General features: G+C 65.6%; 24 protein-coding genes and 1 pseudogene. 13 read left to right on the forward strand and 12 right to left on the reverse strand.

Features of this window, described 5'->3' with window-relative positions; all coding sequences use genetic code 11:
- Positions 1 to 19: 19 nt before the first annotated feature.
- The 6 genes from LWC34_RS50120 to LWC34_RS50145 form a co-directional block, all read right to left on the reverse strand.
- Positions 20 to 1165: a PucR family transcriptional regulator gene (locus LWC34_RS50120; RefSeq protein ID WP_233733200.1), complete on the reverse strand. Its 1146-nt coding sequence runs from the start codon at positions 1163 to 1165 to the stop codon at positions 20 to 22.
- Positions 1162 to 2292, reverse strand: coding sequence for a PucR family transcriptional regulator (locus LWC34_RS50125; RefSeq protein WP_233733201.1), 1131 nt, complete (start codon positions 2290 to 2292; stop codon positions 1162 to 1164). The genes LWC34_RS50120 and LWC34_RS50125 overlap by 4 nt, the downstream gene beginning before the upstream one ends.
- 78 nt (positions 2293 to 2370) lie before the next feature.
- Complete coding sequence (locus LWC34_RS50130; protein ID WP_250109478.1) at positions 2371 to 3030, reverse strand: endonuclease; 660 nt, start codon at positions 3028 to 3030, stop codon at positions 2371 to 2373.
- Positions 3031 to 3051: 21 nt separating this feature from the next.
- Entirely contained in the window at positions 3052 to 4398 is a 1347-nt protein-coding gene (locus tag LWC34_RS50135) for a serine/threonine-protein kinase (protein WP_233733203.1), read from the reverse strand.
- A gap of 57 nt (positions 4399 to 4455) precedes the next feature.
- On the reverse strand, positions 4456 to 5028 hold the full coding sequence (locus LWC34_RS50140; RefSeq protein WP_233733204.1) for a superoxide dismutase family protein: 573 nt from the start codon (positions 5026 to 5028) through the stop codon (positions 4456 to 4458).
- Between the two features lie 122 nt (positions 5029 to 5150).
- Entirely contained in the window at positions 5151 to 5927 is a 777-nt protein-coding gene (locus tag LWC34_RS50145; RefSeq protein WP_233733205.1) for a TetR/AcrR family transcriptional regulator, read from the reverse strand.
- A 74-nt stretch (positions 5928 to 6001) separates the two neighbouring features.
- Here LWC34_RS50145 and LWC34_RS50150 point away from each other — a divergent pair, with 74 nt between their 5' ends.
- Entirely contained in the window at positions 6002 to 6703 is a 702-nt protein-coding gene (locus tag LWC34_RS50150) for a DUF8817 family protein (RefSeq protein WP_233733206.1), read from the forward strand.
- Here LWC34_RS50150 and LWC34_RS50155 read toward each other — a convergent pair.
- Positions 6685 to 7182, reverse strand: coding sequence for a GNAT family N-acetyltransferase (locus tag LWC34_RS50155; RefSeq protein ID WP_233733207.1), 498 nt, complete (start codon positions 7180 to 7182; stop codon positions 6685 to 6687). The genes LWC34_RS50150 and LWC34_RS50155 overlap by 19 nt on opposite strands.
- Positions 7183 to 7647: 465 nt before the next feature.
- Between LWC34_RS50155 and LWC34_RS58500 the strand changes: the two genes are divergently transcribed.
- The 6 genes and pseudogenes from LWC34_RS58500 to istB all read left to right on the forward strand — a co-directional run bounded on the left by LWC34_RS58500 (position 7648) and on the right by istB (position 15921).
- Positions 7648 to 9300: a PEP-utilizing enzyme gene (locus tag LWC34_RS58500; protein ID WP_233733208.1), complete on the forward strand. Its 1653-nt coding sequence runs from the start codon at positions 7648 to 7650 to the stop codon at positions 9298 to 9300.
- Positions 9297 to 10271: a PEP/pyruvate-binding domain-containing protein gene (locus LWC34_RS50165; RefSeq protein ID WP_233733210.1), complete on the forward strand. Its 975-nt coding sequence runs from the start codon at positions 9297 to 9299 to the stop codon at positions 10269 to 10271. The genes LWC34_RS58500 and LWC34_RS50165 overlap by 4 nt, the downstream gene beginning before the upstream one ends.
- A gap of 27 nt (positions 10272 to 10298) precedes the next feature.
- Positions 10299 to 12674 carry an ATP-binding protein gene (locus tag LWC34_RS50170; RefSeq protein WP_233733211.1) on the forward strand — a complete coding sequence of 792 codons (2376 nt, stop codon included), beginning with the start codon at positions 10299 to 10301 and terminating at the stop codon, positions 12672 to 12674.
- Between the two features lie 118 nt (positions 12675 to 12792).
- Positions 12793 to 13551, forward strand: a pseudogene (locus LWC34_RS50175) (IS701 family transposase); the annotation flags it as partial.
- Between the two features lie 136 nt (positions 13552 to 13687).
- Positions 13688 to 15154 (forward strand): IS21 family transposase, encoded by a 1467-nt coding sequence (gene istA, locus LWC34_RS50180; RefSeq protein WP_233723026.1) that lies wholly within the window; start codon positions 13688 to 13690, stop codon positions 15152 to 15154.
- Entirely contained in the window at positions 15151 to 15921 is a 771-nt protein-coding gene (istB, locus tag LWC34_RS50185; RefSeq protein WP_233723025.1) for an IS21-like element helper ATPase IstB, read from the forward strand. The genes istA and istB overlap by 4 nt, the downstream gene beginning before the upstream one ends.
- A gap of 420 nt (positions 15922 to 16341) precedes the next feature.
- Here the strand turns inward: istB and LWC34_RS50190 are convergent, their stop codons facing one another.
- Entirely contained in the window at positions 16342 to 17592 is a 1251-nt protein-coding gene (locus tag LWC34_RS50190; protein ID WP_233733213.1) for an aspartate aminotransferase family protein, read from the reverse strand.
- Positions 17593 to 18060: 468 nt separating this feature from the next.
- Between LWC34_RS50190 and LWC34_RS50195 the strand changes: the two genes are divergently transcribed.
- Genes LWC34_RS50195 through LWC34_RS50205 form a run of 3 tightly spaced genes read left to right on the forward strand, consistent with a single transcriptional unit; the run spans position 18061 to position 19474 of the window.
- Entirely contained in the window at positions 18061 to 18321 is a 261-nt protein-coding gene (locus tag LWC34_RS50195; protein ID WP_233733214.1) for a hypothetical protein, read from the forward strand.
- A gap of 12 nt (positions 18322 to 18333) precedes the next feature.
- Entirely contained in the window at positions 18334 to 18930 is a 597-nt protein-coding gene (locus LWC34_RS59435) for a S8/S53 family peptidase (RefSeq protein WP_233733215.1), read from the forward strand.
- Positions 18830 to 19474, forward strand: coding sequence for a S8 family serine peptidase (locus tag LWC34_RS50205; RefSeq protein WP_233733216.1), 645 nt, complete (start codon positions 18830 to 18832; stop codon positions 19472 to 19474). The genes LWC34_RS59435 and LWC34_RS50205 overlap by 101 nt, the downstream gene beginning before the upstream one ends.
- Before the next feature lie 60 nt (positions 19475 to 19534).
- On the opposite strand, the gene LWC34_RS50210 is transcribed toward LWC34_RS50205, so the two are convergent.
- Positions 19535 to 20188 (reverse strand): TetR/AcrR family transcriptional regulator, encoded by a 654-nt coding sequence (locus LWC34_RS50210; RefSeq protein ID WP_233733218.1) that lies wholly within the window; start codon positions 20186 to 20188, stop codon positions 19535 to 19537.
- Between the two features lie 75 nt (positions 20189 to 20263).
- Here LWC34_RS50210 and LWC34_RS57660 point away from each other — a divergent pair, with 75 nt between their 5' ends.
- Genes LWC34_RS57660 through LWC34_RS50225 form a run of 3 tightly spaced genes read left to right on the forward strand, consistent with a single transcriptional unit; the run spans position 20264 to position 21807 of the window.
- Positions 20264 to 20422 (forward strand): aldehyde dehydrogenase family protein, encoded by a 159-nt coding sequence (locus tag LWC34_RS57660; RefSeq protein WP_372496811.1) that lies wholly within the window; start codon positions 20264 to 20266, stop codon positions 20420 to 20422.
- A gap of 11 nt (positions 20423 to 20433) precedes the next feature.
- Positions 20434 to 21471, forward strand: a complete 1038-nt coding sequence (locus LWC34_RS50220) for an aldo/keto reductase (protein WP_233733225.1) — start codon at positions 20434 to 20436, stop codon at positions 21469 to 21471.
- A 57-nt stretch (positions 21472 to 21528) separates the two neighbouring features.
- Positions 21529 to 21807 carry an LLM class oxidoreductase gene (locus LWC34_RS50225; protein WP_233733226.1) on the forward strand — a complete coding sequence of 93 codons (279 nt, stop codon included), beginning with the start codon at positions 21529 to 21531 and terminating at the stop codon, positions 21805 to 21807.
- Between the two features lie 36 nt (positions 21808 to 21843).
- On the opposite strand, the gene LWC34_RS50230 is transcribed toward LWC34_RS50225, so the two are convergent.
- The 3 genes from LWC34_RS50230 to LWC34_RS50240 form a co-directional block, all read right to left on the reverse strand.
- The gene (locus LWC34_RS50230; protein WP_233722569.1) at positions 21844 to 22755 is read right to left on the reverse strand and encodes an IS3 family transposase; all 912 of its coding nucleotides are present in this window, start codon (positions 22753 to 22755) and stop codon (positions 21844 to 21846) included.
- 107 nt (positions 22756 to 22862) lie between these two features.
- Complete coding sequence (locus LWC34_RS50235) at positions 22863 to 23693, reverse strand: transposase family protein (protein ID WP_233722715.1); 831 nt, start codon at positions 23691 to 23693, stop codon at positions 22863 to 22865.
- A 160-nt stretch (positions 23694 to 23853) separates the two neighbouring features.
- The gene (locus LWC34_RS50240) at positions 23854 to 24084 is read right to left on the reverse strand and encodes a transposase (RefSeq protein WP_233733227.1); all 231 of its coding nucleotides are present in this window, start codon (positions 24082 to 24084) and stop codon (positions 23854 to 23856) included.
- Positions 24085 to 24173: the final 89 nt, after the last annotated feature.

Consider the following 24173-nt stretch of genomic DNA (forward strand, 5'->3'; position numbering starts at 1 on the left):
CCTCCGCGCCGAGAGCCCGTCACCGGTCCCCGCCGGTGACGGGTCTGCCAGACAATGCCCGCGACACGAGTGCGCTCAGCACCCGGATGCCGTGGGTGCTGGCAGGGGCGATTCCGGTCAGCTCGTGCACTCGCTGCAACCGGTAGTCCAGGCTCCTTGGGTGGATGCACAACGCTGCTGCCGTTCGTGGCCGGTTCATGTCGTGCCGGTAGTACGAATCCAAAGTGGACACCAGGTCCGGCCCGTCGGTCAGTCGCTGCGCCAGATCGTGCAGCCAACGGTCGATTTCCGGAAGTTCGGCCGCGCCGAGTTCGATGAACACGTCCGCTGCCGTGAACAAGTGCGGCACGGTCTCGGCACGGGTCACCCGGCTGACCCGTCTCGCTAGTGCGAAAGCCTCGGAAAGGGCTGCGGCGGGACCAGTTGCCGTGCCCACAGCGAACGGGCGTCCGATGATGTCGGCGAAGTCGCTGATCATCTTGGTGGAGTGCCCGGCTGGGACCAGCGCGACGAAGTCGTCGCCGTACCAGGTCGCCGCGACGCCGTATCGGTGCCAGACCGTGTGCACGGCTTCATCTGACGTTTCCGCGTCGACATCTGGTGCGCGGGCAACGATCACCTGGTAGGAGGCCGGGATCTGCATGCCCAACTCCCGGCCGTTGGCCAACGCGGCTGGTTCCTCGGCGAGCACCATCTCGGCGAACTGCCGCACTTGACCGATGACCGGAAGGAAATGCTTCTGCCCCTTCAAAAAGCCCAGGGTGTACGCCTGCTGCGCGGCCGCGCCCTGTGGTCCAAGCCAAGCAAGCATCTGCATGGCCACGGGCAGATCCGTCGGCCCGGACGCTTCCTGGATTTCGTTCAACGTGGCGCTGGCGTGCAACGTGAGCAGCCGACGCAGGACTGGTCTTGACATCCCGGTCTCACCGCGTCGTTCCCCGGTTGCCGCGACCACCGCGAGATCGTCCTCGGTCAGTGGTGAGTTGCTGGCGACGAGATCGATCGTGCGGCGCCGGATGAAGACCGCGAAATCGAGCATGTCCGTGTATTCGCGCGGATCATCGGCGGCAACAGCGTAATCCGGAAGGTCGTTCGAGCAGACCTCGACAACACGTTTGGCGTTGTCGGGTATCCGGGTCCGCAACAGGCCAAGCAGATCGCTCACAGTGTTTCACCGGCTAGCGCGCGCGTCACAGTGGTGCTCAGCACCCGGACACCGTACACGGAAACGGGATCGAGGCCGGTCAAGTCATGCACCCGCTGCAGCCGGTACTCCAGCGTCCTCGGGTGGATTTTCAACGACGCGGCCGTCTGTGTCCTGGCCATGTTGTTGCGGTAGAAGGCATCGAGCGTCGCCACCAGGTCTGGTCCGGTGGTGAGCCGGTCGGCCAGTTCCCGCAGCCATCGATCGACCGGCGGTATCCGTGCGGCACTGATCTCTGGGAACAGATCAGTCAGGTAGGACACCGTGCTTGGCACAGAGCGGATTGGCGCGGCCTGGCTGACCTCGCGTGCTTTGACCAACGTCTCGGCCAGTTCACCGGTCCGGCCTTGGGCGGCACCGACCGCGCACGGGAGTCCAAGACGGTCACCGAAATCCTGGATGATGCCGAGTTCTTGTGCGGGGAGCAAAGCTACGAACTCGTTGGGTTCCGTCCAGCGGACCGGCATCCAGTGGCGTCGCAGCAAATCCTGGAGAATCTCGGCGCGATCTGGTTGGCCCATAGGGATTCGAACCACTGTCACAATCCAACTGTCAGGGATGGTCATAGCCAGGCTCTCGGCCATCGCGGCCGCGACCGGGTCGTCGGTGAGCAGCATGTCGGCCAGCTGCTGCACGCGATCGGTGACCGGCAGGACCGCCTCCTGCCCGGCAAGAAAACCCGAGGTGTAGGCGGTTTGCGCGGCCAAGCCCAGCGGTGGCAGGCAAGCCAGCGTGTGCATGACGTCTTCGAGGTCGTGCGGGTTGGCCGCCTCATGGACCTCTTTCAAGGTCAGCGAAGTGTGCAGGAGCAGGACGTGCCGCTGGGAGGCGAGCGTCAGACCCTTCCTGGCGCGCTCACGCCCGACTGCCTCGATGAATGCCAGATCATGGTCGGGGAACGGCTTGTTCTCGGTGACCAGTGACACCGTTCGTTTTCGGAGGAACACCGCGAAATCCAGGATCGCGGCACGTGCCTTGGTCTGGTACGCGATCTTGCGGAAATCCGGAAGTTCTTGCGTGTAGACATCGACAGCGCGTCTGCTGTTGGCATCGACACGACCTCGCCACAGGGTGAGCAAACCACCCATTCGAACCCCCTCGCCCAGTCCTGCTCAATGCAGAATATGGTGCTGTGCAAGGAGGTCGAGGTGTACCGCCAGAGGGACCTATGCGGCATTGACCTCTTTGGCGAGACGCTTGTCCAAGCCGACACGGACAAGACCGGCGGCAAGCCTGGCGAGGTCCTTGCCAGCCAGCCGCGCAAGTTGACGTGTGTCCGTGGGCAGGCCGACCTTGTCCGCGCCGTCGAGAGCCTTGCGGTCAAGGTATGGCTGTAGCTCCGGCCAGATCGCTTGTGCCTCACGGCAGAAGATGTGCGCGCCTACCGGGCCCAGCCGTGGCACCTCCTGCAGGAGCTCACGAAGCTTGTCCACGTCGCCGTCGGCTGCTTGCCGGAGCTTGCGCAGGTCGCCGCCGTACTTGTCGAGCAGCAACTGCGCGCCTTCGCCGAGGGCGGTGGCTGTACTCTCGTCATAACGGACGTAATGCCCTTTTCCCAAGGCGTCGACGCGTTGTTGCCAGGTTGCGTCGAGCATCTTGCGCGGGGTTTTCATCTTGGCTTTGAACAGCTCTTGGCCCGCGGCGACGCCGATGTCCGCCTTCATCGGGGCGGACAGCAGGACGCTGAGCACGAGCAGTTGATACAACGGCGACGGCTTGTCGGCGAGGCGGATCCCGGTCTGGCTGGCATACGTTTCGCCAGCCACATCGATCAGCCGCCGGGCGATTTCCTTCTGGGCGGTCATACGGGCCGGGTACCCGAGCATCCGGCAGCTATGCCCTTCCTTTCAGCGGCAGCTGACGGCCCGGTCGTTGGGCGACGAGTTGTCCAGCCTGCGTACGAAGGAATCCCGGCCGACCGAGTTTCGCTTGGCACAGGCGGTGTTCTTGTCCGGGAACGGGCCATAGTAGACAGAGTAGATCTCCGTACCGTCTATATGTGTGCGCAGCGAGCTGCACCCGGTCGTAGGGGCGTGCAGGTATTTCGCTCCGACGTTCTCGGCAAGGAACTGGCGGAGGTCGGAGGTGTAATTCGCGGGTGTCACGGCTGAACCGACGATCACGATGAAGGTGCCGTCACACGGCGGGTTGGTCGGCGCGGCCAGCTCACGGGGCGTGGGTATCGGAGTGGTCGGAGTCGGCTCGATGATGTACGTCTTCGGCCACCACCAGATGGCGAGCCCCGCGATCACCACCACGGCAACCATTGCGGCGACGATCTTCCACTGTGGACCACGGCGTTTGGGCGGGACTTCAACGGGTGCGTCCGCTGGCGTCTCGACCGGTACGGGCGGCGGCACCGGAGGCAACCGCTTGGTCGAGTCCGAGACCAGCGCCTTGCGTGCAGCGGCGGCCAGTTCGCCCGCGCTGGCGTACCGCTCGCCGGGATCCTTGGCCATCCCCTTGGCGACAACTCGATCAAGGCCAGTTGGCACGCCCTCGCGGCGTTCACTCGGGCTCGGCGGGTCGTCGTTGGCGTGCGCGAAGATCACCGCGAGCGGGTTCTCGGCCGTGAACGGCTTGTCGCCGGTCAGGCACTGGAACAGCACGCAGGCCAGCGCGTAGATGTCGACCCGATGATCGACCGGGCCGGACCCGAACCGTTCCGGCGCCATGTAGCTGAGCGTGCCGAGAGCCTCGCCGGTACCCGTGATGTCGGTATTCGCGGTCAACGGCCGGGCGATGCCGAAATCCACCAGGTAGGCGAAGTCGCCCTGGAGGATCACGTTCGACGGTTTGACGTCCCGGTGGATCAGGCCTTCGCTGTGCGCGGCGTCGAGCGCGGCCGCGACCTGGCCGATGACGTCAACGGCCGTTTCCGGGCTCATCGGCCCGTTCAAGGCCAGCGTCTTGCTCAGGTTGTGGCCTTCGACCAGCCGCATGTCCAGGTACAACCGGCCGTCGATCTCGCCGTACGCGTGGATCGGGATGACGTGCGGTTCCCGTAACCGCGCGGCCGCGTGCGCTTCACGCTTGAAACGTTTGCGGAACTCGTCGTCATCGGCCGCGCGGTCGGTCAGTAGTTTGAGTGCGACAAAACGGTCATGCCGAGTGTCGTACGCGCGGTGGACCTCGCCCATACCGCCACGTGCGATCAACTCATCAACCCGGTACGGACCGAACTGCCACGCCACGTCCGGCATCATAGCGATGACCGGCGAAACCCCGAGGTCAACGGCACCGCGTGGCGGTTACCTTGTGATCACGCCGCAGGCGACACGGCCACCGGCGTCGCCGGTCGCCAGCGTCGCGGCATCCGGCCCGGTGGGGGAGTAGCGGGTAGGAATGTTGGCGAAGTTGTCGGGCAGGGAGTGGATGATGATCGCGCTGCGGTCGGCGTCGAACAGTGCCGCGGCGGTCAGTTCGTCGTTCTCGTTGACACTGCTGGCGGTGCCGTCCGCGGAGACGTACAGCGAAGGCAGATCGCCGGTGTGATGCCCATGTCCCGACGCGTCCAGGTTCAGATGCCCTGCCGCGGTGAAGAACGGGACCACGGCGCCATTGGGATCGGTGGCCCTCGGGTCACAGATGCCCACCGAGTGCACGTGGAAAGCGTGGAAACCAACTGTCAGACCGGTAAGCCTGCCACTGATGACGATCTTGCGGCCGACGGAGTCGAAACGCACTGTGCCGAGAAGGGTTCCGGACACATCGCGTACGACGGCCCGGCCGATGCTGCTGCTCGCGCTGTCAGCCTCCGCGACGGCGGGTACGACAGCGGCTAGAACCGTGAGGGCAGCAAGAAATCCTGACGTGCTGCGCATGGTGCCTCCTGGTATGACCGAACAGTCAAGTCGTACCAAGTCTTTCCGGCACCGGGCAGAGCAAATCAGCCTCAGTCCTCCCTGAGACTACTTGGGGATCGCGGTGTCCACTGTGGCAAGTCTTAAGGGCTGTTTGCCTTTATCCGGGCCTGAATGCCGTCGAGAATGGTGTCGAGGCCGAACGTGAGCGCGTGTTCCGGGCTGTAGGCCGAGTTGAACTGCGCGCCGACCGCGCTACCGACCCGACCGGCCGTGGGGAGGTCTTCGTCGACCATGACCTGGGAAAGGACCGGGCCGACGACACCCCACCACTCGGCATCGGTCATCCCGGACTCGGCTTGGGCGCGCGTGGTGCTCCTGCGGGCCCGGGCAGCACTGTCGACATGCCCAAGGACCAGGGTCAACGCGGCATCCATTTCCACATCGGACAGTCCGATGCCATCGAGTGGTCGCAGTTCGGTTTCGTACTTCCGGCTGATGTTCGGCCCCAGATTGGGCCTGGTGGAGACGAGATCAAGCAGCCACGGGTGTCGCTGGTAGATGGCCCAGTTCTGGGCCGCGACGAACTTCATCGCCGCACGCCAGTCGCCCGCGTTGGTCGCGGCGTCGACATCGTCATAAAGCTCGCCGTAAACCGAGTCGACCATGAGCGCGGTGAGTTCATCCTTGCCGGGCACGTAGGCGTAGAGCGACATCGCGCCCGCGCCCAGGTGACTGGCCACTTTGCGCATGGAGACAGCGTCGAGCCCGTCGGCATCGGCGATCTCGATTCCGGCACGGACGATCGCCGTCACTGACAGCCCGGAGCGGCCAGGGTTCGGGTGATGACCCCACAGCAGGTAGATGCTGCGCGCCAGGTCAGGGGCTGGGGAACGTCGCACCACTGCTGTCGTCTCCATTCACCTTGCAACTTTCGTACACCGTACCGTACAGTTTTCGCCGTACGGCGTACCGTACGGTAGATGGAGGGTGGATGGCCAACGAGATGACCGTGCCGCTGCTGCCGTGCCGGTCGATCGACGAGATAGGTGCGTTCTACGAGATGCTCGGGTTCACGCGGATCTACTACCAGATCCGGCCGAACCCGTACATATCGGTGAAACGCGAGGATTTCCAGCTGGGTTTCTTCGGCATGCCGGATTTCAAACCCGAGGACTCGTACGGCACGTGCCTGGTGATCGTGCCCGACACCGGCTCGCTGTTCGAGGCGTTCGCCGAAGGAATGCGTGCGCGGCACGGGAAGCTGCTGGTTTCCGGGATTCCACGGATGACCCGGCCACGGAAACGTAAGAACGCGGACAATCACTCGGGATTCACCGTGATCGACCCCGGCGGGAACTGGATCAGGATCATGGCGTCGAAGGCCTCAGCCGAGCAGCCGGAGTTGACTAAGCTCGCCAAATCATTGCGCAGCGCCGTGGTGATGGGCGACTCGCACGGGAATGACTCGCAGGCCGTGCGGATCCTGGATGCCGCACTTCGCCGCGACGAGGAGGCCGCATCGCCCGTCGATCTGGTCGAGGCCTTGGCGTATCGCGCCGAACTCGCCGCCCGACTGGACGATTCGGCGGGCGTCCGTGAATTTGTGGCGCAGGCATTGGAAGTTCCACTCACCGATGCCGAGCGCGCCACACTCGCCACAACGCTTGCTGGCCTTCAGGACCTCTCGTCGTAGTGTGTCCACATGGAACAGTCGTGCCAGACGTCGTCCTCGGGATTCTCGGTCAGCCAGGAACGACAATGCTGTGGCTCGACGGACTCCCATTGGTAACCCGCCCGCTCGGCAAGCCTGCTCGAAGCCACATTGTCCGGGTTGATCTCCAGCCACAGCCGGGTAAATCCGCCCTGGTCGTGCGCCCACTCGGTCACCTTCGTCAGCCCGCGCAAGCCCAAACCCTTGCGGCGCTGCTCAGGGCGCACCCAATACGCGATCTCGGCGCTCCCCGGTCCGTCCGGCATGACACCCACAGCGGCGAGAAGGCGCCCGGACTGCGTCAACCCGAAGTTGTAGCCATTCCATGCGACCAGAGCTGCTCTCGCTTGGTCCAATGTGTACGGTCCGCGGCGCGCGCCCCACAGCGCGCGCCCGCTTTCCTGTGCCGTGGCTTCCACTATCAGCGGGGCGTCCTGCTCGCCGAGTAACCGGAGGTCCACCCGTGTCATGGTACTGAACCCCATCGAGGCGCAGTTCGGTCCGTCGCGCAGTTCACCCTGGCCGACTCCGACTACCCCAACCACCCAGCACTGGCGCGGGAGATGCACACGTATCTGCGCTGGCGCAACGCGAACAACCGCCGTCCCGACGTGGTGGCCGCACAACGCCGAGAACGCACCCAGGTTCGTAGTGAACGGCATCGCAGGTGGGGTCCACTAACAAAGCACTACTATTACGTTGGTGGACTGTGCCTGGACATGATGAGCGAGACCTTGCCTGCGACGAGCCGCAATTCGACGTTCCCGGCAATGGCGGGTATGTGCCACTGTCATTTTTCGCCTCGGTCTGCCGGGAGGACAAAGGAGTGCCCATGAGTAAGGTCTGGGTCTGTGGCGATGGTCTGGGTCTGTGACGATGAACCCAGCGAGCGATTTCCGATATACACCCGGGGCAATGTGTCCGAGGTGTTCGTTGAGGTGGTCTCACCGCTGACGTGGAGCGGCTACGCGTCACGCTCCGTAGAGCTGGGCTGGCGGGACGCCTTGTGCCGGATGGGTGTGTTCACCCCGGACGAGTTCAAGCCGGTGGGCGAGTGCGAGGTGGTCGGCTGCTTTGGCGGTTATGTCTACCTCAACGTCTCCCTCTCCCGTGTGCTCGGGGTCCGGATGCCGGGGATGTCGATCGAAGCGATAGACCGGTCGTTCTTCGGCGACTACCCGAACGTCCCGCCGTACCGGCCGGACCCGCGCGACGAGAACCCGGAGCGTGCCCGCGCGGCGGGCGAATGGCTGAGGTCGCTGTTCACCACGACCGAACTGCCGGAGCTCGCGGAGGACGAGGCCCGGCTCGACCAGCTGGTGAACAGCCGGCCGGACCTGTCGCTGCTGTCCAACGCCGAGTTGCTGGCACGTTTCCGCGAGCTGCGAGCGGACCACCGCTACTTCTTCGCCAAGCACATTTATATGACCTACTGCTCGAATGTGGTCGCGGCGGTTGTCGCGCAGATCACGGCCGCCGCGCAGGCGCCGGAAATGGCCGCCAAAGTGACGACTGCACTCGATATCCCGTCGGCGCGGCAGTCATTCGAAATGTGGGACCTGTCGCGTGTGGTGGCCCGCTCCGCAGTGCTCATGCGGGAATTCGACGCCGGCGTCGACGGGCTGCTGGAACGCCTGCTGGACTCCCCTGAGGGGGACGCGAAGCAATTCCTTGCCCGGTGGGCGGAGTTCATCGATCGGTGGGGATTTCTCGGGGCCAGCATCTGGGAGTTTCGTTCGGCTACCTACGCGTCCGATCCCCGGGTCCCGTTGCGTATGCTCGACCGCGCCCGGCAGGCTCCCGACACGGCCGCACCACGCGAGCGATCCACAGTGTTGTGCGCCAAGCGGGACAAGGCGATCAGGGAGATCGCGGCACGGCTGTCAGGTGACGCCGAAGCCCGAGGCCGGTTCCTCGGTGCCGCCCAAGCCGCCGAGGTGTTCCTGCCCGCCCGCGAGCAGACCAAGCTGAACTGCACGCGGATGACCGAAGAGATCCGGGCCAGTCTGCGGGAGCTTGGTGGCCGGTTCGTCAACCGGGGCGTGCTGGTGGCCTGGGAGCAGCTGTTGTTGCTGCTAGACGACGAGGTGGATGGTTTCCTTGACGACCCTGGCCGCTACGGCGAGAAGATCGCGGACCGTCAGGCCGGCCTGGAGTTGCTGAAGTCGAAGTGGCCGCCGTTCGTGTTCGAGGGCGAGCCACCGCCGCTGGCGGCGTTCGAAGATCACGTGAAGGAGCCGAGGCCTGCTGTCACCAGCGGGGAACAGTTGATCGGCGTGCCCGTTTCGCAGGGTGTCCACACTGGGCCGGCCCGCGTCATCGCGTCGCTGGACGACGACAGCGACCTCGAGCCGGGTGAGGTCATCGTCGCCGTCACCACCGACTCGTCATGGGGCCCGCTGTTCCTGGCTGCCGGCGCGGTGGTCTGCCAGACCGGAGCCGTGATCTCGCACGCCGCCATCGTTGCCCGCGAGCTCGGCATCCCCGCTGTGGTATCGGTTCCCGACTGCGCCGAACGGATCAAGAACGGCACTGTGGTGACTGTGGATGGCTCGACGGGTCGCGTGACGGTTGCGTGACGAGGACAACCATGCTGGATCCCGGTAGGAGGCTCGTCGTTTCTCTCGACGGAACTACCGACCTGTCGCGCGCGGACATCGGTGACAAGGCCTGGAACACCAACCGCATGCGGGCACTCGGCCTCCCCGTACCGCCCGCGGTCGTGGCCGCCACTGCCTATTGCCGGTCGTACCACGCCGCCGGAGGCCGGTTGCCGGACCCGCAGTGGCAGGGGATTGTCGACCAGATGTGGTTTCTCGAAGCGGAAACAGGCCGTAGTTTCGGTTCGCCGTTGAAACCTCCGCTGATGGCCGTGCGCTCCGGTGCCGCTCGGAGTATGCCCGGAATGCTGGACACGGTCCTCGACGTGGGGATCGACTCCGCCATTGAAGCCGCTCTCGCCGCCGAGACCCGAGACCCGGCTTTCCCGGCCGATACCCATCGCCGGTTCACCGAGGCGTACCGCCACATTGTCCTCGGGATGACCGATGCCGAGGTGCCGTCGGATCCGTGGCAGCAGTTGCGTGGGGCGGTGGAGGCAGTCCTCGCGTCCTGGAATTCACCTCGCGCCCGGGCTTACCGGCGACACCGTGGCGTCCCTGACGGTGGTGGCACTGCGGTCATCGTGCAGGCCATGGTGTTCGGCAACCTCGATGACCCGTCCGGCACCGGGGTGCTGTTCACCCGGAACCCGATGACCGGCGAGGGACCGTCCTTCGGCGAGTGGATCGCCCGTGGGCAGGGCGACGACGTCGTGTCCGGCCGCGCTGACCCGCAGCCCCTGGTTGCCTTGCGCGAGCGACTGCCCGACGTGCACACCCAGCTCATGGACATGGCCGTCCGGCTGGAACGCGATCGTGGCGACCACACCTTCATCGCGGGCAGCAGCAAGGACAGCTTTCACACGTTGTGGTTCGAACTGCATGAGGATCTGCTCAGCATCACCGGCGGCGGCCGCGAATGCGAAGTGGCGGCGGGCCGCGCGCTCTAATCCGGACAAGGCGGTCTTTTCGACACGATGCAGCGTGCGAAGTATCAGGGGATGTCGGATCGGGCGCTGGGACGCCTGCCCGTCCAACTGACCAGCTTCGTCGGCCGGCGGCGCGAGGTGTCCGAGGTGCGACGCCTGCTGTCCAAGTCGCGGCTGGTGACTTGCACCGGGCCAGGTGGGGTGGGCAAGACACGGCTGGCGTTGCAGGTCGGCGCTCAGTGCCAGCGGGCGTTTCCCGACGGTGTCTGGCTTGTCGAGCTAGCCGGTCTCAACGAAGCGCAACTGGTCGCCGACGCCGTCGCCGATGCCTTCGGGCTCGCCGACCATCGGGCCGATCCGACCGTCCGGTTGGAGGAGTACCTCCACGACCGGCACTTGTTGCTGGTGCTCGACAACTGCGAGCATCTGGTGGACGCCTGTGCGATGCTCGTGGCCAGGCTGCTGGTGGCGGCACCCCGGCTGCACGTCCTGGCGACCAGTCGGCAGGTTCTGCAGGTGGACGGTGAGCAGCTTTTTCCCGTGCCGCCGTTGACGATCATCCCGGCGGAAAGGGCCATCGACGGCAGGAAGCTCCTCACCTCGGACGCGGTCACCCTGTTCACCGACCGGGCGGGCGCCGCAGTGCTCGGCTTCCAGCTCACCCCAGAAAACCTGCCGACGGTGCATGCCATCTGTCGACGGCTCGATGGTATCCCGCTGGCCATCGAACTGGCCGCCGTCCAGTGCCGCGCGTTCGGGCCGAAGGCGATGCTGGCGCGCCTCGACGACGCATTCGCGCTGCTGAACTCCGGGCGTGGCGGGGGCGAATCCAGACACCGGACCCTGGAGACCGCGATGGCGTGGAGCCATCGCCTGTGCACCCCGGCCGAGCAGCGGATGTGGGCGCGGCTGTCGGTGTTCGCCGACGACTTCAATCTCGATGCCGCCGAAGCCGTGGGCTCGGGGAACGGGATCGACCGGGCCGAGGTGGAAGAACTTACTGCCGGCCTGGTCGAGAAGTCTATTGTTATCCGGGCCGACGGGCCCGGTGAGCGGGAAGCGCGGTTCCAGCAACTGGTCATCGTCCGGCAGTACGGAGGCTCCCAGCTGGCCCTGTCCGGTGAGGAGATCGCGGTCCGCAAACGGCACTTGGCCTACTACCGCGACCTGATCAATCGCGGCGAGACCGCGTACTTCCACCCTGGCGAGGTCGCGTGGTTCACTGAGTTGCGTCGCGAACACAGCAACCTCCGGGCCGCGCTCGAGTTCTGCCTTGCCGATCGCGCTCGCGCACCCGTTGCCCTGGACATCGCCGCCCGGCTGTGGCCCTATTGGTATGCCTGCGGGTTGTTCCGCGAGGGGGCACTGTGGTTGCGCCGAGCTCTTGCGGCCGCCCCGGAACCGAACCCGCTGCGTGCCAAAGCGCTGGCGGCGTGCGCGCTCCTGGTGCAGTACTGTGGCAATCACGACGAGGCCGCGACCATGTTCGAGCTGGCCGAACAGTTCGGGGACACCACCATCAGCGCGGAGGCCGACTGGTGTGCGGCCCTGCGTGCCGTTCACCGCGGCGACACGCGGACAGCCTTCACGCTGCTTGATCGGTCGTTGGTCAGATTCCGTGCGGTGTCCGACATGGCGGGCGTCTACCGCACGTTCATAGTGCATGGCATCGCCGCGTTCGACATCGCGCCCGAAGAGGGGAAAGTGTCTGTGGAGCAGGCGCGTGCCCTGGTCGAGCTGTCGGGAGCCGACTGGTCGAAGACCATTGTGCTGCGGATTCTCGGCCGCTACCGACTCGCCGACGGGGCGCTCCCCGAGGCGGTGGTCCTGTTCGAGGAGGCTCTGTCGCTGGCCTGGCATACCTATGACCTGCGGACGATCGGGCGGTGCGTCGAGGGGCTGGGGTGGTGTGCTTCGGGGACGGGCCACCACGAGCGGGCGGCGCTACTGTGGGGCGCGGCCGAGACGGTGGTGCAGCTCGCCGGTGTCGTGCCGGAGTATCCGCACATCGCCAAGCGCTTCGCCCGCCACGAGCAGGCCACCCGGAAGGCGCTCACCGAGCGCCGGTTTGCGGCAGCCTTCGCCCGGGGCAAGGCGATGTCACCCGCTGAAGTGGTCGAGTTCGTGCTGGACAAGGCGGCAGAGGCGCCAGTTCCCACCGGGGAGACGGTCCAGCTCACCCGTCGCGAGACGGAGATCGCCCGGCTGGTGGGTGAAGGGCTGACGAACAAGCAGATCGCCGCTCGGCTCGTCATCGCCCAGCGCACCGCCGAGGGTCATGTCGAGCGCGTCCTGGCCAAGCTGGGCTTCCGATCACGAGTCGAGATCGCGGCCTGGATCAACGGCCTGTCGGCGACGCCTGACCCGGCCGGGGCGCAGCCGCCGTGGGAACCAGGCTCGACGGCCTGCGATACGGGGTTCTAGTAGTGCTTTGTTAGGTGTGTCGTTGACCCTGTTCCAGGTGTTGTCTGATCGACTTGTGGTGTGACTCCGGAAGAGATGGAGCAGATCCGGCCGCGGCTGGAGGCGTTCGCCGCGGAACTGCAGCGCGTTGGGCAAGACCGGTAACTGCCAGATCGGGGTCAGCGTGCACGCGGTCACCGACTGGGCGTCCGCGGCGATCGACTGGCGACTGTTCCTGCCGGAATCCTGGGACGACACCACCACCACCGATACGCAGGATGCCGCGGAGATTCGTCGGCGCCGGGCGCGGTGCAAGATCCCGGATGCGGTGCGGCATCGGGAAAAGTGGCGGCTGGCGCTGGACATGCTCGATGAGATCCGCACCCTCACGGCCGCCGGTGGGTGGGGCCTGGCCGATCGCCCGGTCGTTGCCGACGCTGGCTACGGCGACGCCACCGGCTTCCGTCTCGGTCTGGCTGAGCGGGGCCTGGCCTACGTGGTCGCGGTCAAGCCGACCACCAGCGCCTACCCGGCTGACGCCGTGCCGGAGTTGCTGCCCTACCCGCCGGGCAGAGGCCGACGCCCCGTCCCGCGCTACCGCGACGCGCCCACCAATCTCAAGGCGCTGATCCTGGCGGCCGGACGAGCGGCAGGCAAACGAGTGACCTGGCGACAAGGCTCGCGCAAGACCCCAGGTAACCCGACCGCCGCGCTACGTTCCCGGTTCATCGTGCTGCGGGTCCGCCCGGCCAACCGGGACATTCCCCGCAACGCTGATGGAAGCCTGCCCGAGTGCCGGCTGATCGCCGAATGGCCACCGCGCGAGCCCGAGCCCACCGACTACTGGCTGTCCAACCTCCCGGTCAACGCCCGCCCGCGCGACCTGGTGCGTCTGGCCATGTCGGCGTACGGACTCATGTGACCAGCCACGTACGGGTTAATGTGTCCACTTTGTAGCGTGTCGGGGTGTCGGTACGCGCTGGTGATCGTCAAGCTGTCGTGCGACCTGGCGGGTGTGTATAGGGACGGCACTGGTGATCTTGGACGAGGAGCGGTGGGCGGAGCTGCGTCGCTTCCGTGGCTTGTATGAGTCCGGCGCGATGAGCATCTCTGCGATCGCGCGGGAGACCGGGCTGCACCGGCAGACTGTCCGCAAATACCTGGCCAGCGACGCGCGGCCAGGACCGCCGCGAGGCAGCAGCCGCAAGGGGACCCGCACGCCGGTGATCGCCGCGATGGCGCCGGTGATCGATGCGTGGCTGCGCTCAGAGCTGCTGCTGAAAGGCACGGTTATTCACGAGCGGCTGGTCGAGCAGTACGGGTTCACCGGCAACTATCAGCGCGTCAAGCTGTATTTGCAGGAGGCCCGTCCCAGGATCGCGGCCGAGCTGGGTATCGCCCCGGACGAGCTGGGGCTCCTGCACCGCCGGTTCGAGGTGATCCCAGGCGCGCAGGCCCAAGTGGACTGGGGGGACGAGGGTCAGATCCTCGCGCATGTCGGCATTCCGAAGGTCTACTCGTTCCACATGACCTTGTCCTATTCACGCGACCCGTTCTGCTGCTTTACCACCAGTCAGGACCTGGAGACCTTCTTCGCCTGCCATCGCCGGGCGTTCGAGCACTTCGGCGGGGTGCCTCGGGCGATCGTCTACGACCGCACCAAGACCGTGGTGCGTCGGCATGTCGCCCCAGGCAAGGCCGTTCCGTTGCATCCGGAAGCCGTGGCGTTCGCCGGGCACTACGACTTCGACATCGACGTGCTGGCCGCATACCGCCCGACCGGCAAGGGCCGGGTCGAGCGCCAAGTCGCGATCGTGCGCGATCACGTCCTGGCCGGTCGTGGGTTCGCCAGCCTGGAGGAGATGGACTCGGCGTTCACCGCCTGGGTCCCGTTGCGGCGCAAGCGCGTCCACAGCACGCACGGCGAGGTCATCGGCCACCGCGCCGCCCGTGACCACTCGGCCCTGCACCCAATCCCAGTCAGTCCGTATCTGGTCACGCAGCGGCATCTGCGGCACGTCGGCAAGGACTGCCTGGTCGCGTTCGACGCCAGCCTTTACTCAGTTCCTGCCCGCAAGGTCCGTCACCGCCAGCTGGTCGAGATCCGCGCCACCGCCGACACCATCAGCCTGCATGCCACATCCATCGACGCGGCCACGACCGGCAACCTAGCCGACGGCACCCTGCTGGCCGTCCATCCCCGGGCCACGACCAGAGGCCAGCGGGTCGTCGACGAAACCCATTGGGACGGTCTGCCCGACGGCCACACCCGCGCGGTTACCACCAGCATCGAGGACGACGACCACGACGGGAAGGTCATCCCGCTGCGGCCCAATACCGCGCCTGAACAGTCGTGGCCCCGGTCACTGGAGGCGCTGCTCACCCGCACCGCCGCCGCACAGATCAAGGTCGAACACCGCCCGCTGTCGGTCTATGAACAACTCACCGGCACCGGACCCAGCAGGACCACAGCACTACCGCAGACGAAGGATCACCGTTGAACGAGCTGGTCACCACCCGCATCCGCTCCACCGCCACCCGGCTCGGCCTGAACCACCTGCCCAGCCAGCTCGACACCTTCGCCCGCCGCGCCGAGGACAACCAGATGGGATACCTCGAGTTCCTCGACCTGGTCCTGGAAGAGGAAGCCGCCGTCCGCGACGAACGCCGCTTCCGCAGCGCCCTGCGCCTGTCGAAACTGCCGCACCACAAGACCCTGGACGACTACGACTTCTCCTTCCAGCCCGAGCTGGATCCGCGGAAGATCAAAGACTTGGCCACGCTCTCGTTCATTGAGGACAAAGGCAACGCCGCTCTGCTCGGGCCGCCCGGAGTCGGGAAAACACACATCGCCGTCGCTCTCGCGGTCGCTGCCTGCCGCGCCGGCTACACCGTCTACTTCACCACCCTGGACGACATGGTCCGCCGCCTGAAAGCCGCCGACGCGATCGGACGGCTCACCAGCACTCTGCGCACCTACCTACGGCCCAACGTCCTCGTGATCGACGAGGTGGGCTATCAGCCCCTCGAACGCGCCGAAGCCAACCTGGTCTTCCAGGTTATTTCGAAGCGCTACGAGAAAGGCTCCGTCATTCTGACCTCGAATAAGAACTTCGGGGAATGGGCCCAAGTCTTCAGCGACGAGGTCCTCGCCACCGCGATCCTCGACCGGCTCCTGCACCACTGCGACGTCATCCCCATCAACGGCCCCAGCTACCGGCTGAAGAACCGACTCGCCGCCATCACGGACACCGCCACCGTCGCTTGACACCTGGACACATCAGTTCGTACTCACCTGGACACATCACCGGATACGCCGACAGGCCAAGATCCGCTGGCACATCGAACACGACTACCGGGAACTCAAAGATGGTCTCGGCCTGGACCACTTCGAGGGCCGCAGCTATCTGGGCTGGCTTACGGGCACTCGGGTTCAACCTCCACAACCGGCCAGAAGTCGCGGCGACTGGTGCCTTGCGGCTAGGACCCGACGGGTATGACGCACCACAATTCTGGCGCGCTGGTCGTGGCGGCCATGCGCCGTTGGCACCCTTGGGCCGTCGCAAAGTCCAGGCTTCCTCAGCATCAGCCACCGCCCCAGCCGCAGACCCCGCGCGGGTGGCCTGCCAGGCAGGGCACTGCAAAGTTCGGTGTGCCGCGGACCCGGTGAACGTAAGTGGTCACCGTACTAGGCGACCTCACTGAGTGCCTTGTCGAGGATTTCCAGCCCTAGCGCCAGTTCGTCCTCGGTGGCTGTCAGCGGCGGCGCGACCCGGAAAACCCCGCCCATCCCTGGCAACTGGACGATGTTCATGTGCAGACCGAGTTCGAGGCAACGCCGGGTGACGCGTGCGTCGATCTGATCGGAACTCTGCGGGTCGGCGGCCAGTTCGAGGCCCACAAGCAGGCCGCGACCTCGCACATCGCCAACGATCGGGTGCCGTTCGGCGATCTCCATGAGCCCAGCCCGCAGGAACGCCCCAAGTTTCGCGGCGCGCTCGTCCAGCCGATCCCTGATCAGCACATCAAGCACGGTATTGCCCACGGCGGCAACCAAGGGATCGGAGACGTGCGTGGTGAAGAACAGGAACTTCCGATCGTGCGCTTCCTGCTCGATTTCGGCGCTCGTGACCACGGCCGCGAGTGGGAGACCGGCGCCGAGCGTCTTGGAGAGCGTGAGGATGTCCGGAACGATGCCGTCACGTTCGAACGCGTACCAGTTTCCGGTGCGACACAGCCCGGTCTGTGCCTCGTCGATGATCATCAGCATCCCTCGCTCCCGGCACTTCACCCGCAACGCGGCGAAATATCCGACAGGCGGCTCGACGAGCCCGCCAGCGCTCAGAATTGGTTCGACGATGCACGCCGCGAGGCTGCCGACCGACTGAACGTCGATCATGTCGAAAGCCAGGTCCAATTGCCGTTGCCAGTCGACGTTGCTCGGCGTCGGGATGGCGAAGTTGCCTGGCGCGGCCGGTCCGTAACCCTTGCGGCCCGCGGCATAGGTGGCGCTCGCCGCGGCCTGCGTCATGCCGTGCCAGGACCGGGCGAAGGAGACGATTTCGTGCTTGCCGGTCACCAGTTTGGCCATTCGGATGGCGGCCTCGTTCGACTCGGCGCCGGTCGTCAGCAGCAGGACCTTCTCCAGCGGCGCTGGCAAGGTATCCGCCAGCCGGCGTGCCAGATCCACGACCGGACGGCTGACCATGCCGCTGAACAGGTGATCCAGCGTCGCCACCTGGCGCTGCACGGTGTCGACGATGTCCGGATGCGAGTGCCCGAGAATCGCGCTCATCTGGCCGGAGGTGAAGTCGAGGATCCGGCGGCCGTCCTGCGTGAACAGGAAACTGCCCGCCGCGCGGTCGATGATCTCCGGGGTGAACGAGCCCGGTCCAGCATAGCGGATCAGGTGCCGGTCGACGTCTGTCCAGAAGGCCATACCCCGACGCTAGGCGCGGCCCTCCGGCCGTGTCCATGTCATAATTCCGCCTCCTGTGGGGGCGTGCCGTGAAGGCCACCCTCGCGGCGTTGAACGCGTCTATCTCGGCCCTCACGGTGTTCGACGCCAGTGCTAGGAACTCAACCAAAGTCCACGGGCGGACCGCTCTCGAACACCTCGGGTCCACTATGGACAGAAAGCGGCCTCACCAGTCACACAGGTCACACCAGGCCCACTTATCACGGGGTGGCACGCCGTGAAGGCCACCCTCGCGGCGTTCAACGCACCCAACTCGGCCCTCACACCACAAACGTGCAATGTCCGCAACCGGCGCGTGCCAGGCGCAGGTGTTCTCAGGTCAGCGGCCTGTATCCGGTCAAGTTTCGGCCAAGGCCGGGTCTTGAGTTCCTGGCATTGGCATTCGACGCCACAGAACAGGCCCTGACGAACAGTCGTACCGAATGCAGGATGGACCTGAACGTCGGCCACTTGCAGCAGTCCACCGCGTCCGCGATCACCGGCGCCACGCTGCAGTTCTCCCTCGATGGTGGCGCGAGCTGGCAGAACGCTTCGGTTGCGGCGCAGGGTAAGGGTGCGTACCGGGCATCGTTCTTGGCCGAGTCGCCCGATTTCCGGGGTGTCCATGTCGACCTACGGGTCAGTGCGACGGACGCGAATGGCGGCCAGATCACCGAAACCCTGTCCCGCGCCTTCAAGACCTTCGACTGACCGGGGGAATCAATGAACAGTCGGATAATCGCGGCGGTCGTCGGCGTGCTCACGAGCCTCGCCGTCGTGCCTGCCGCCAACGCGAGCCCCGCGCTACGGGCCGCATGTGCCGAACCCGCGCCGGGTTCGGTTCGTTGCCTTGCCATGTACGGAGCCGCGGCCGGTTTGCAGGACGAGGTGTACGGCTTGGGTGCAGACGATCTCGCTGCGGCGTACAACCTTCCGCCGACACCTGGTGCGGACACGACGATCGCCATTTCCATCGCGTACGACGCACCGAATCTGGAAGCCGATCTCAACCAGTACCGCCAGGAGTTCGGCCTGCCGGAGTGCACGACTGCCAACGGGTGCTTCCGTAAGGTCAACCAGCGCGGTGACGCGACTCCCTTGCCCGCGGCCAACTTCGGCTGGGCAATCGAGTCCACATTGGATGTCTCGATGGTCTCGGCGGCTTGTCCCGTCGTGCAAGATCCTTGTGGTCGAAGGCGACAGCCCCGGCTACGCGGACTTGGCGCAGACAGTGGACACTGCGGTCCGGCTTGGCGCGAAGGTCGTGTCGAACAGCTACGGCGCAAGGGAAAACGGTCTGGCGCTGTCCTATGCGCGTAGCTATGACCGTACGGATGCCACGATCGTCGCGGCATCTGGCGACAGTGGCTTCACGGCAGCGTCTTACCCGGCCGTCTTCGGCTCGGTTGTCGCCGTCGGTGGGACGACGCTGTTCAAGGACGAGTTCTCGCCCCGAGGATGGACGGAAATCACCTGGCAGCTCAGTGGCAGCGGCTGCTCGGCCTACGTTACGAAACCCAAGTGGCAGAAGGACAAGAGCTGCGGCAAGAGGGTGACTGCAGACATCTCGGCTGCCGCGGACAACATCGCGATCTATTTCGCCGAAGCCGGGGGATGGTTGACGACAGCGGGCACGAGTGCGTCCTCGCCGTTCATCGCTGGCCTTTACGGCCGTGTCGGCGCCAAACCGGCGCCTGGCGCGTTGTATCAGCAGGCCAGTGCGCTGTTCGACATCACGGTCGGCGCCAACGACCGTGACGGCAGCGGCACCAAATGCGGTGGCGACTACCTGTGCAACGCGCAACCCGGCTATGACGCCCCGACGGGCCTTGGTACGCCCAACGGGCTGGCAGCCTTCAAGTAACCGGTGAAATGCCAGCGGGTTCGCCCGCTGGCATTTGACCTTTGTAGTCATTCATCAAGGTCAGAGCGTACGCCGGGCAAGCAGTCCGGCGAGCGTGGTTTGCAGGATCTCCCCGTACCTCGCGCCGAAGTCCACACGAGACCGCGCGAGCCGAGGGTCCGCTGTGGCCTCCACGACCGCGGGTGGCGGGCAGCTGAACGGCCACAGGCCGACCAATGCGACGACGGCGTACTCCGTCAGCTTGATCGCATCGTCCGCGTCGAGCCCTTGAACCCGCGAACTGAGCAGCTTCGCCAGCACGGTCCGGTGTTCGAGATCGGTGAATTTGTATGCGCGAACAGTCTCGGCGGACACGTTCCGTTCAAGGACGCTCGGCAGCAGGCTCCACAGTTGACACAGGATCGGGCGGGCAGCGAGCGAGTCGGCGCACGCCTGCATCACCTGGTCTGGATCGCCATGTGGCAGTTCGCCCGGCAGGTCGTCCAACCAGGACAGTCGCAACCGGTTGAGCAGTTCGAGGAAGACGCCCTCGCGGCTCTCGAAGTAGCGCACCACGTGTGTCTTGGACACGTTCAGCTGACGGCCGAGCTCGCGGAGGCTGATCTCCTCGGCGGGCAGCTCGGCCAGCAGCGCCTCGGCCGCGTCCAGAATCTCCTGGCGCCGCAGTTCCCGCTGCTCAGGGCGTCTGGCTCGCTGAAAAGCCGGTACCTCCATCGAACCTCCTCGTGCCGGACGTCACCAGGATAGTGGTCCACCGGACACTTGATAAGTGTCCATCGGACCGTTAACGTGGATGGCATAACGGTCCACTGGACACATCAGAGGGAAGTCACGATCACTTACGACAGGGACGGCGCCTTCGGTGGTTTCAAGAACAGTGGCATCGGCCGTGAGTTCGGCGCCACCGGCCTCGCGCAGTATTTCGAGTACAAAACCATTGCCGCATAAGGAGAACTGTCGTGCGGGAAGCACGTATCACCCTTGGGCACACTGATATCTCGATCCGGCCGATCGGCCTTGGCTGTATGGGAATGTCCCAGTTCTACGGTGACGCCGACGATGCGGAGTCTATCGCCACGATCCACGCCGCCATCGACGCGGGGATCGACCACTTCGACACCTCGGACATCTACGGTGCGGCGGGCGCGGCTACCGGGCAGACAGGAAAAGGCTTCGGGCACAACGAAGAACTGCTCGGCCGAGCCGTTCGCGACCTGCGTGACAAGGTTGTACTGGCCACGAAGTTCGGCGGCAGGCCCGATCCGGAAGGCGGAGTGATCTTCGACGGCCGCCCCGAATACGTTGCCGCCGCGTGTGAAGCCAGCTTGCGCAGGCTCGGCGTCGACCACATCGACCTCTACTACATCCACCGCCACGACCCTTCAGTGCCCATTGAGGACACTGTCGGTGCCATGGCGAACCTCGTTGCCGCGGGCAAGATTCGCGCGATCGGCGTGAGCAACGTCGGGCCGGACCTGCTGCGCCGGGCGGCTGCCGTCGCCCCGATTTCGGCTCTGCAGAGCGAGTATTCGCTGTGGGCGCGCGAGGTGGAACAGGAAGTTCTGCCGACCTGTCGTGAGCTGGGCATCACGTTCGTTCCGTACAGCCCGTTGAGCCGGGCGGCATTGGCTGGCAGTTTCACCAGCGACAGTTCGTTCGCCAGCGACGACTTCCGGTCGACCCTGCCAAGGTTCCAAGGCTCGAACTTCGAGCAGAACCTCCGCCTCGTGGAGGGGCTGAAGGCTCTCGCGGATGAGTGGGGCTATCTCCCCGGGCAGATCGCGCTGGCGTGGCTACTGGCCCAGCCGTACGACATCGCGCCCATTCCCGGCACGAAACGGGCAGCTTATGCCCGCGAGAACGCAGCTGCCACAGCGGTTCCGCTGAGTGCGGACGATGTCGCCTTCCTCGCGGAACTGTTCGACCCAGCGAAGGTGCGCGGGGAGCAGTACGGCACCCTTAAGGTGCGTAGCCAAGCGTCATACGAGAGTGAATGACTGGGCAGCCACGGCTGATATTGCTCTGCGGGCTGCCCAGTTCGGGCAAGACGACGCTTGTTTCAGCTGAGCACGCGGTTGAACTACCAGCCGCAGCGCGCCGATGTGCCGCTGATGATCGGCACGTGGGGCGCAAGGACCGCGGCGCTCGCCGGGCGGATCGCCGACGAGGTCAAGATCGGCGGCACGGCGAATCCGCGGGTAGTCGGCGTGATGCGGGACCGGATCGGATCGCCGGATGTCCGAATCGTCGTCGGCGCGGTCACGGTCGTGGACTCCGACGGCGTCAAAGCCCGTGCGCTGGCACGGACCGAGGTAGCCAAGAGGACGCGTTGAGTTCGGGTGTCAATCCCCTCAGATCGTGGAGACGGTTTATGCCACTTCGGTTCTGACCTGCGTCGCTGATACTGCTCGTGCGTGTGCCATCTGATGCTCGAACGGGATCGGGGCCAGGCCGTCGTTGGCGCTGTGCCGGCGGGTGGTGTTGTAGAAGTCCGCGATCCAGGTCGCGACCTTGATCCGCGCCTCAGCTCGGGTAGTGAACCGGTGTCGGTGTACGAATTCGACCTTGAGTGTGCTGTTGAACGCCTCGGCCGCGGCGTTGTCCAATGCGGACCCGACCCGGCCCATCGACTGCACCACACCCAGCGTCCGGCAGGCCGCCGCGGTCGCTGCGGCGGTGTATTCCGATCCGCGGTCGGTATGGAAGATCACCCCGTCCACGTCCCCGCCCCGGGTGGTCGCGGCCATCCGCAGCGACGCCACCACCACAGCCGCGTCATGGTGGGCGGACATCGCGTAACCCAGCATCCGGCGGGAGAACAGATCCTCAGTGGTCGCGAGATACAGCGGCCCCTCATCGGTGTCGATCTGCGTGACATCCCCGCACCACAACACATCCGGTGCCACCGCGGTGAAGTTCCGCCGAACCAGATCGCGAGCCACTGGCCGTTTCCCCGGCCGGGTCAGCGACCGCCGGCGTTTCGGCGGTCGTCCGGCCAGACCGAGCTCGACCATCCGCGCCGCCACGGTGTTCTCCGAGACCTTCCAGCCGGCCTCCCGCAGGTCACGGGTGATCCGGGGACTGCCATAGGTCTCACCCGAAACAGTGAACAACCTCCTGATCTGCTCATCCAACTGCTCCCGCCGCTGATCACGGGCAGTGGGCTTGCGGTTGATCCACTTGTAGAACCAGGACTGCGAGACCTCCAAGGCCCGGCAGGCGATCGCATGCGGGACACCGTGCTTGGTCCTCTGGGACGCGATGAACTCCGCCACGATCACTGGTTCATCGCGTCCTTCACCCACAGGACCACGGAGCGCTTGAGCACATCACGCTCCATCTCCAACTCGGCCTTCTCCTTCGCCCACTGAGGTGATCTCAGCGACTTTCACGCGATCTTGCCGTGTTCGAAATGCGTGAGGACAAGGGCGGCTTTGACGATGTCGCCGATCTTGCTGGGGCTGGCGGTGAGATGCCGCAGGCTGCGCCAGCGTCCGGTGAGCAGGGCGAAACCACGTTCGCCCAGACACCGCAGGCCACGCAGCAGAGCGTTGCGTGTGCGGGTGTCCACGTCGAGGACCTGGCCATCGGCAGGCTGTTTGACCGGGGTGTGCACGCCGATGCCGGCACCGTCGTAGCCGCCATCGGCCAGCGTCGGCAGATCAAGGTGCGAGGCGGCCCAGTACAGCGCACCCAGCACATGCTCGCGCGCCACGGTCAAGTCATGGAGTGAACCGGGCTCGACATCCGAGACCCACCACGGAAAACCGTCCGGCGCGCACAGCGCTTGGATGTTGCCGCCGTGCTCGCGGGCTTTGCCGGAGTACCACAGGTCGATCGGCTCGCCTTTCACGCTCAACGTTTTCTCGCTACAGCGATCGGCGGAGAAGACCTTTCCATCGAGGATCACGTAGGCCGTGCCCTCATCCTTGGCCCGCTGCAGGGCCTCATGCAGGTCCGGCGCCTGCTCGGCGAGCACGATGACGACCTCATCCAAGTAGCGGTAGCCGGTGGCGCGGGAGATGCCGTGATCGCGAGCCAGGGCGGGGACGTCGGTGTTCTGCCGGAACCAGCGCAGGCCCAGCACCGCGTGGCGAAAGCAGGTCAACGCCCTGCTGTTCTTGCGGGTGCCGCGTCGGCGGCGTTCGGCGTGCAGCAGCCGGCTGAGGTAGAGGGCCAGTTCACGCGGGACATCGAGCATGGCACGATACGCAATCACGGGGAGCCTTCTGGTCCGGACTTGATCTTCGCAATCCAGTTCTACCAAGGGCTCCCCGCCCATCTTTCCCCGGGTCTCACCACTCCCCAGCACATCGACCAGCGCTCGTCCGAGCAGCTTCGCGGCTCAACAAACGAACCAGAATCTTGGTGAGATTACCTCACTGTGCTCGTTCGGCCCGCAGCCGGGCCAACTCCGCACGCTCGGCCTCGTTCAACCCGTCTGCGGGCTGCCCGGTCTGGCGCCGGTCGGCCTGTACCCAGTTGTGCAGGGTGTACGCGCTGATCCCCAGATCCCGTGCGACCTGCGCCACCGACTTGCCGGTCTCGGACACGATGCGCACCGCACCCGCCCGAAACTCCGGATCAAACCGGCGCCTCTTATCTCCCACGACCTGATCATCTCTCTTGGTTCAGGTCTCCACGCTACGAGGGGAAGCACACGGGACACCATACGGCCTGACCAACGACCACGGCGTGC

It is taken from the genome of Kibdelosporangium philippinense (assembly GCF_021390435.2).
Classification (GTDB): Bacteria; Actinomycetota; Actinomycetes; order Mycobacteriales; family Pseudonocardiaceae; genus Kibdelosporangium; species Kibdelosporangium philippinense.

What these genes read in the sequence shown, in the direction of transcription:
- LWC34_RS50125 (WP_233733201.1), bottom strand. Translation starts at nt 2,292, where the DNA reads ATGGGTGGTTTGCTCACCCTGTGGCGAGGTCGTGTCGATGCCAACAGC.
- LWC34_RS50130 (WP_250109478.1), bottom strand. Translation starts at nt 3,030, where the DNA reads ATGCTCGGGTACCCGGCCCGTATGACCGCCCAGAAGGAAATCGCCCGG.
- LWC34_RS50140 (WP_233733204.1), bottom strand. Translation starts at nt 5,028, where the DNA reads ATGCGCAGCACGTCAGGATTTCTTGCTGCCCTCACGGTTCTAGCCGCT.
- LWC34_RS50145 (WP_233733205.1), bottom strand. Translation starts at nt 5,927, where the DNA reads ATGGAGACGACAGCAGTGGTGCGACGTTCCCCAGCCCCTGACCTGGCG.
- LWC34_RS50150 (WP_233733206.1), top strand. Translation starts at nt 6,002, where the DNA reads ATGGCCAACGAGATGACCGTGCCGCTGCTGCCGTGCCGGTCGATCGAC.
- LWC34_RS50170 (WP_233733211.1), top strand. Translation starts at nt 10,299, where the DNA reads ATGCAGCGTGCGAAGTATCAGGGGATGTCGGATCGGGCGCTGGGACGC.
- LWC34_RS50190 (WP_233733213.1), bottom strand. Translation starts at nt 17,592, where the DNA reads ATGGCCTTCTGGACAGACGTCGACCGGCACCTGATCCGCTATGCTGGA.
- LWC34_RS50195 (WP_233733214.1), top strand. Translation starts at nt 18,061, where the DNA reads ATGGACCTGAACGTCGGCCACTTGCAGCAGTCCACCGCGTCCGCGATC.
- LWC34_RS59435 (WP_233733215.1), top strand. Translation starts at nt 18,334, where the DNA reads ATGAACAGTCGGATAATCGCGGCGGTCGTCGGCGTGCTCACGAGCCTC.
- LWC34_RS50210 (WP_233733218.1), bottom strand. Translation starts at nt 20,188, where the DNA reads ATGGAGGTACCGGCTTTTCAGCGAGCCAGACGCCCTGAGCAGCGGGAA.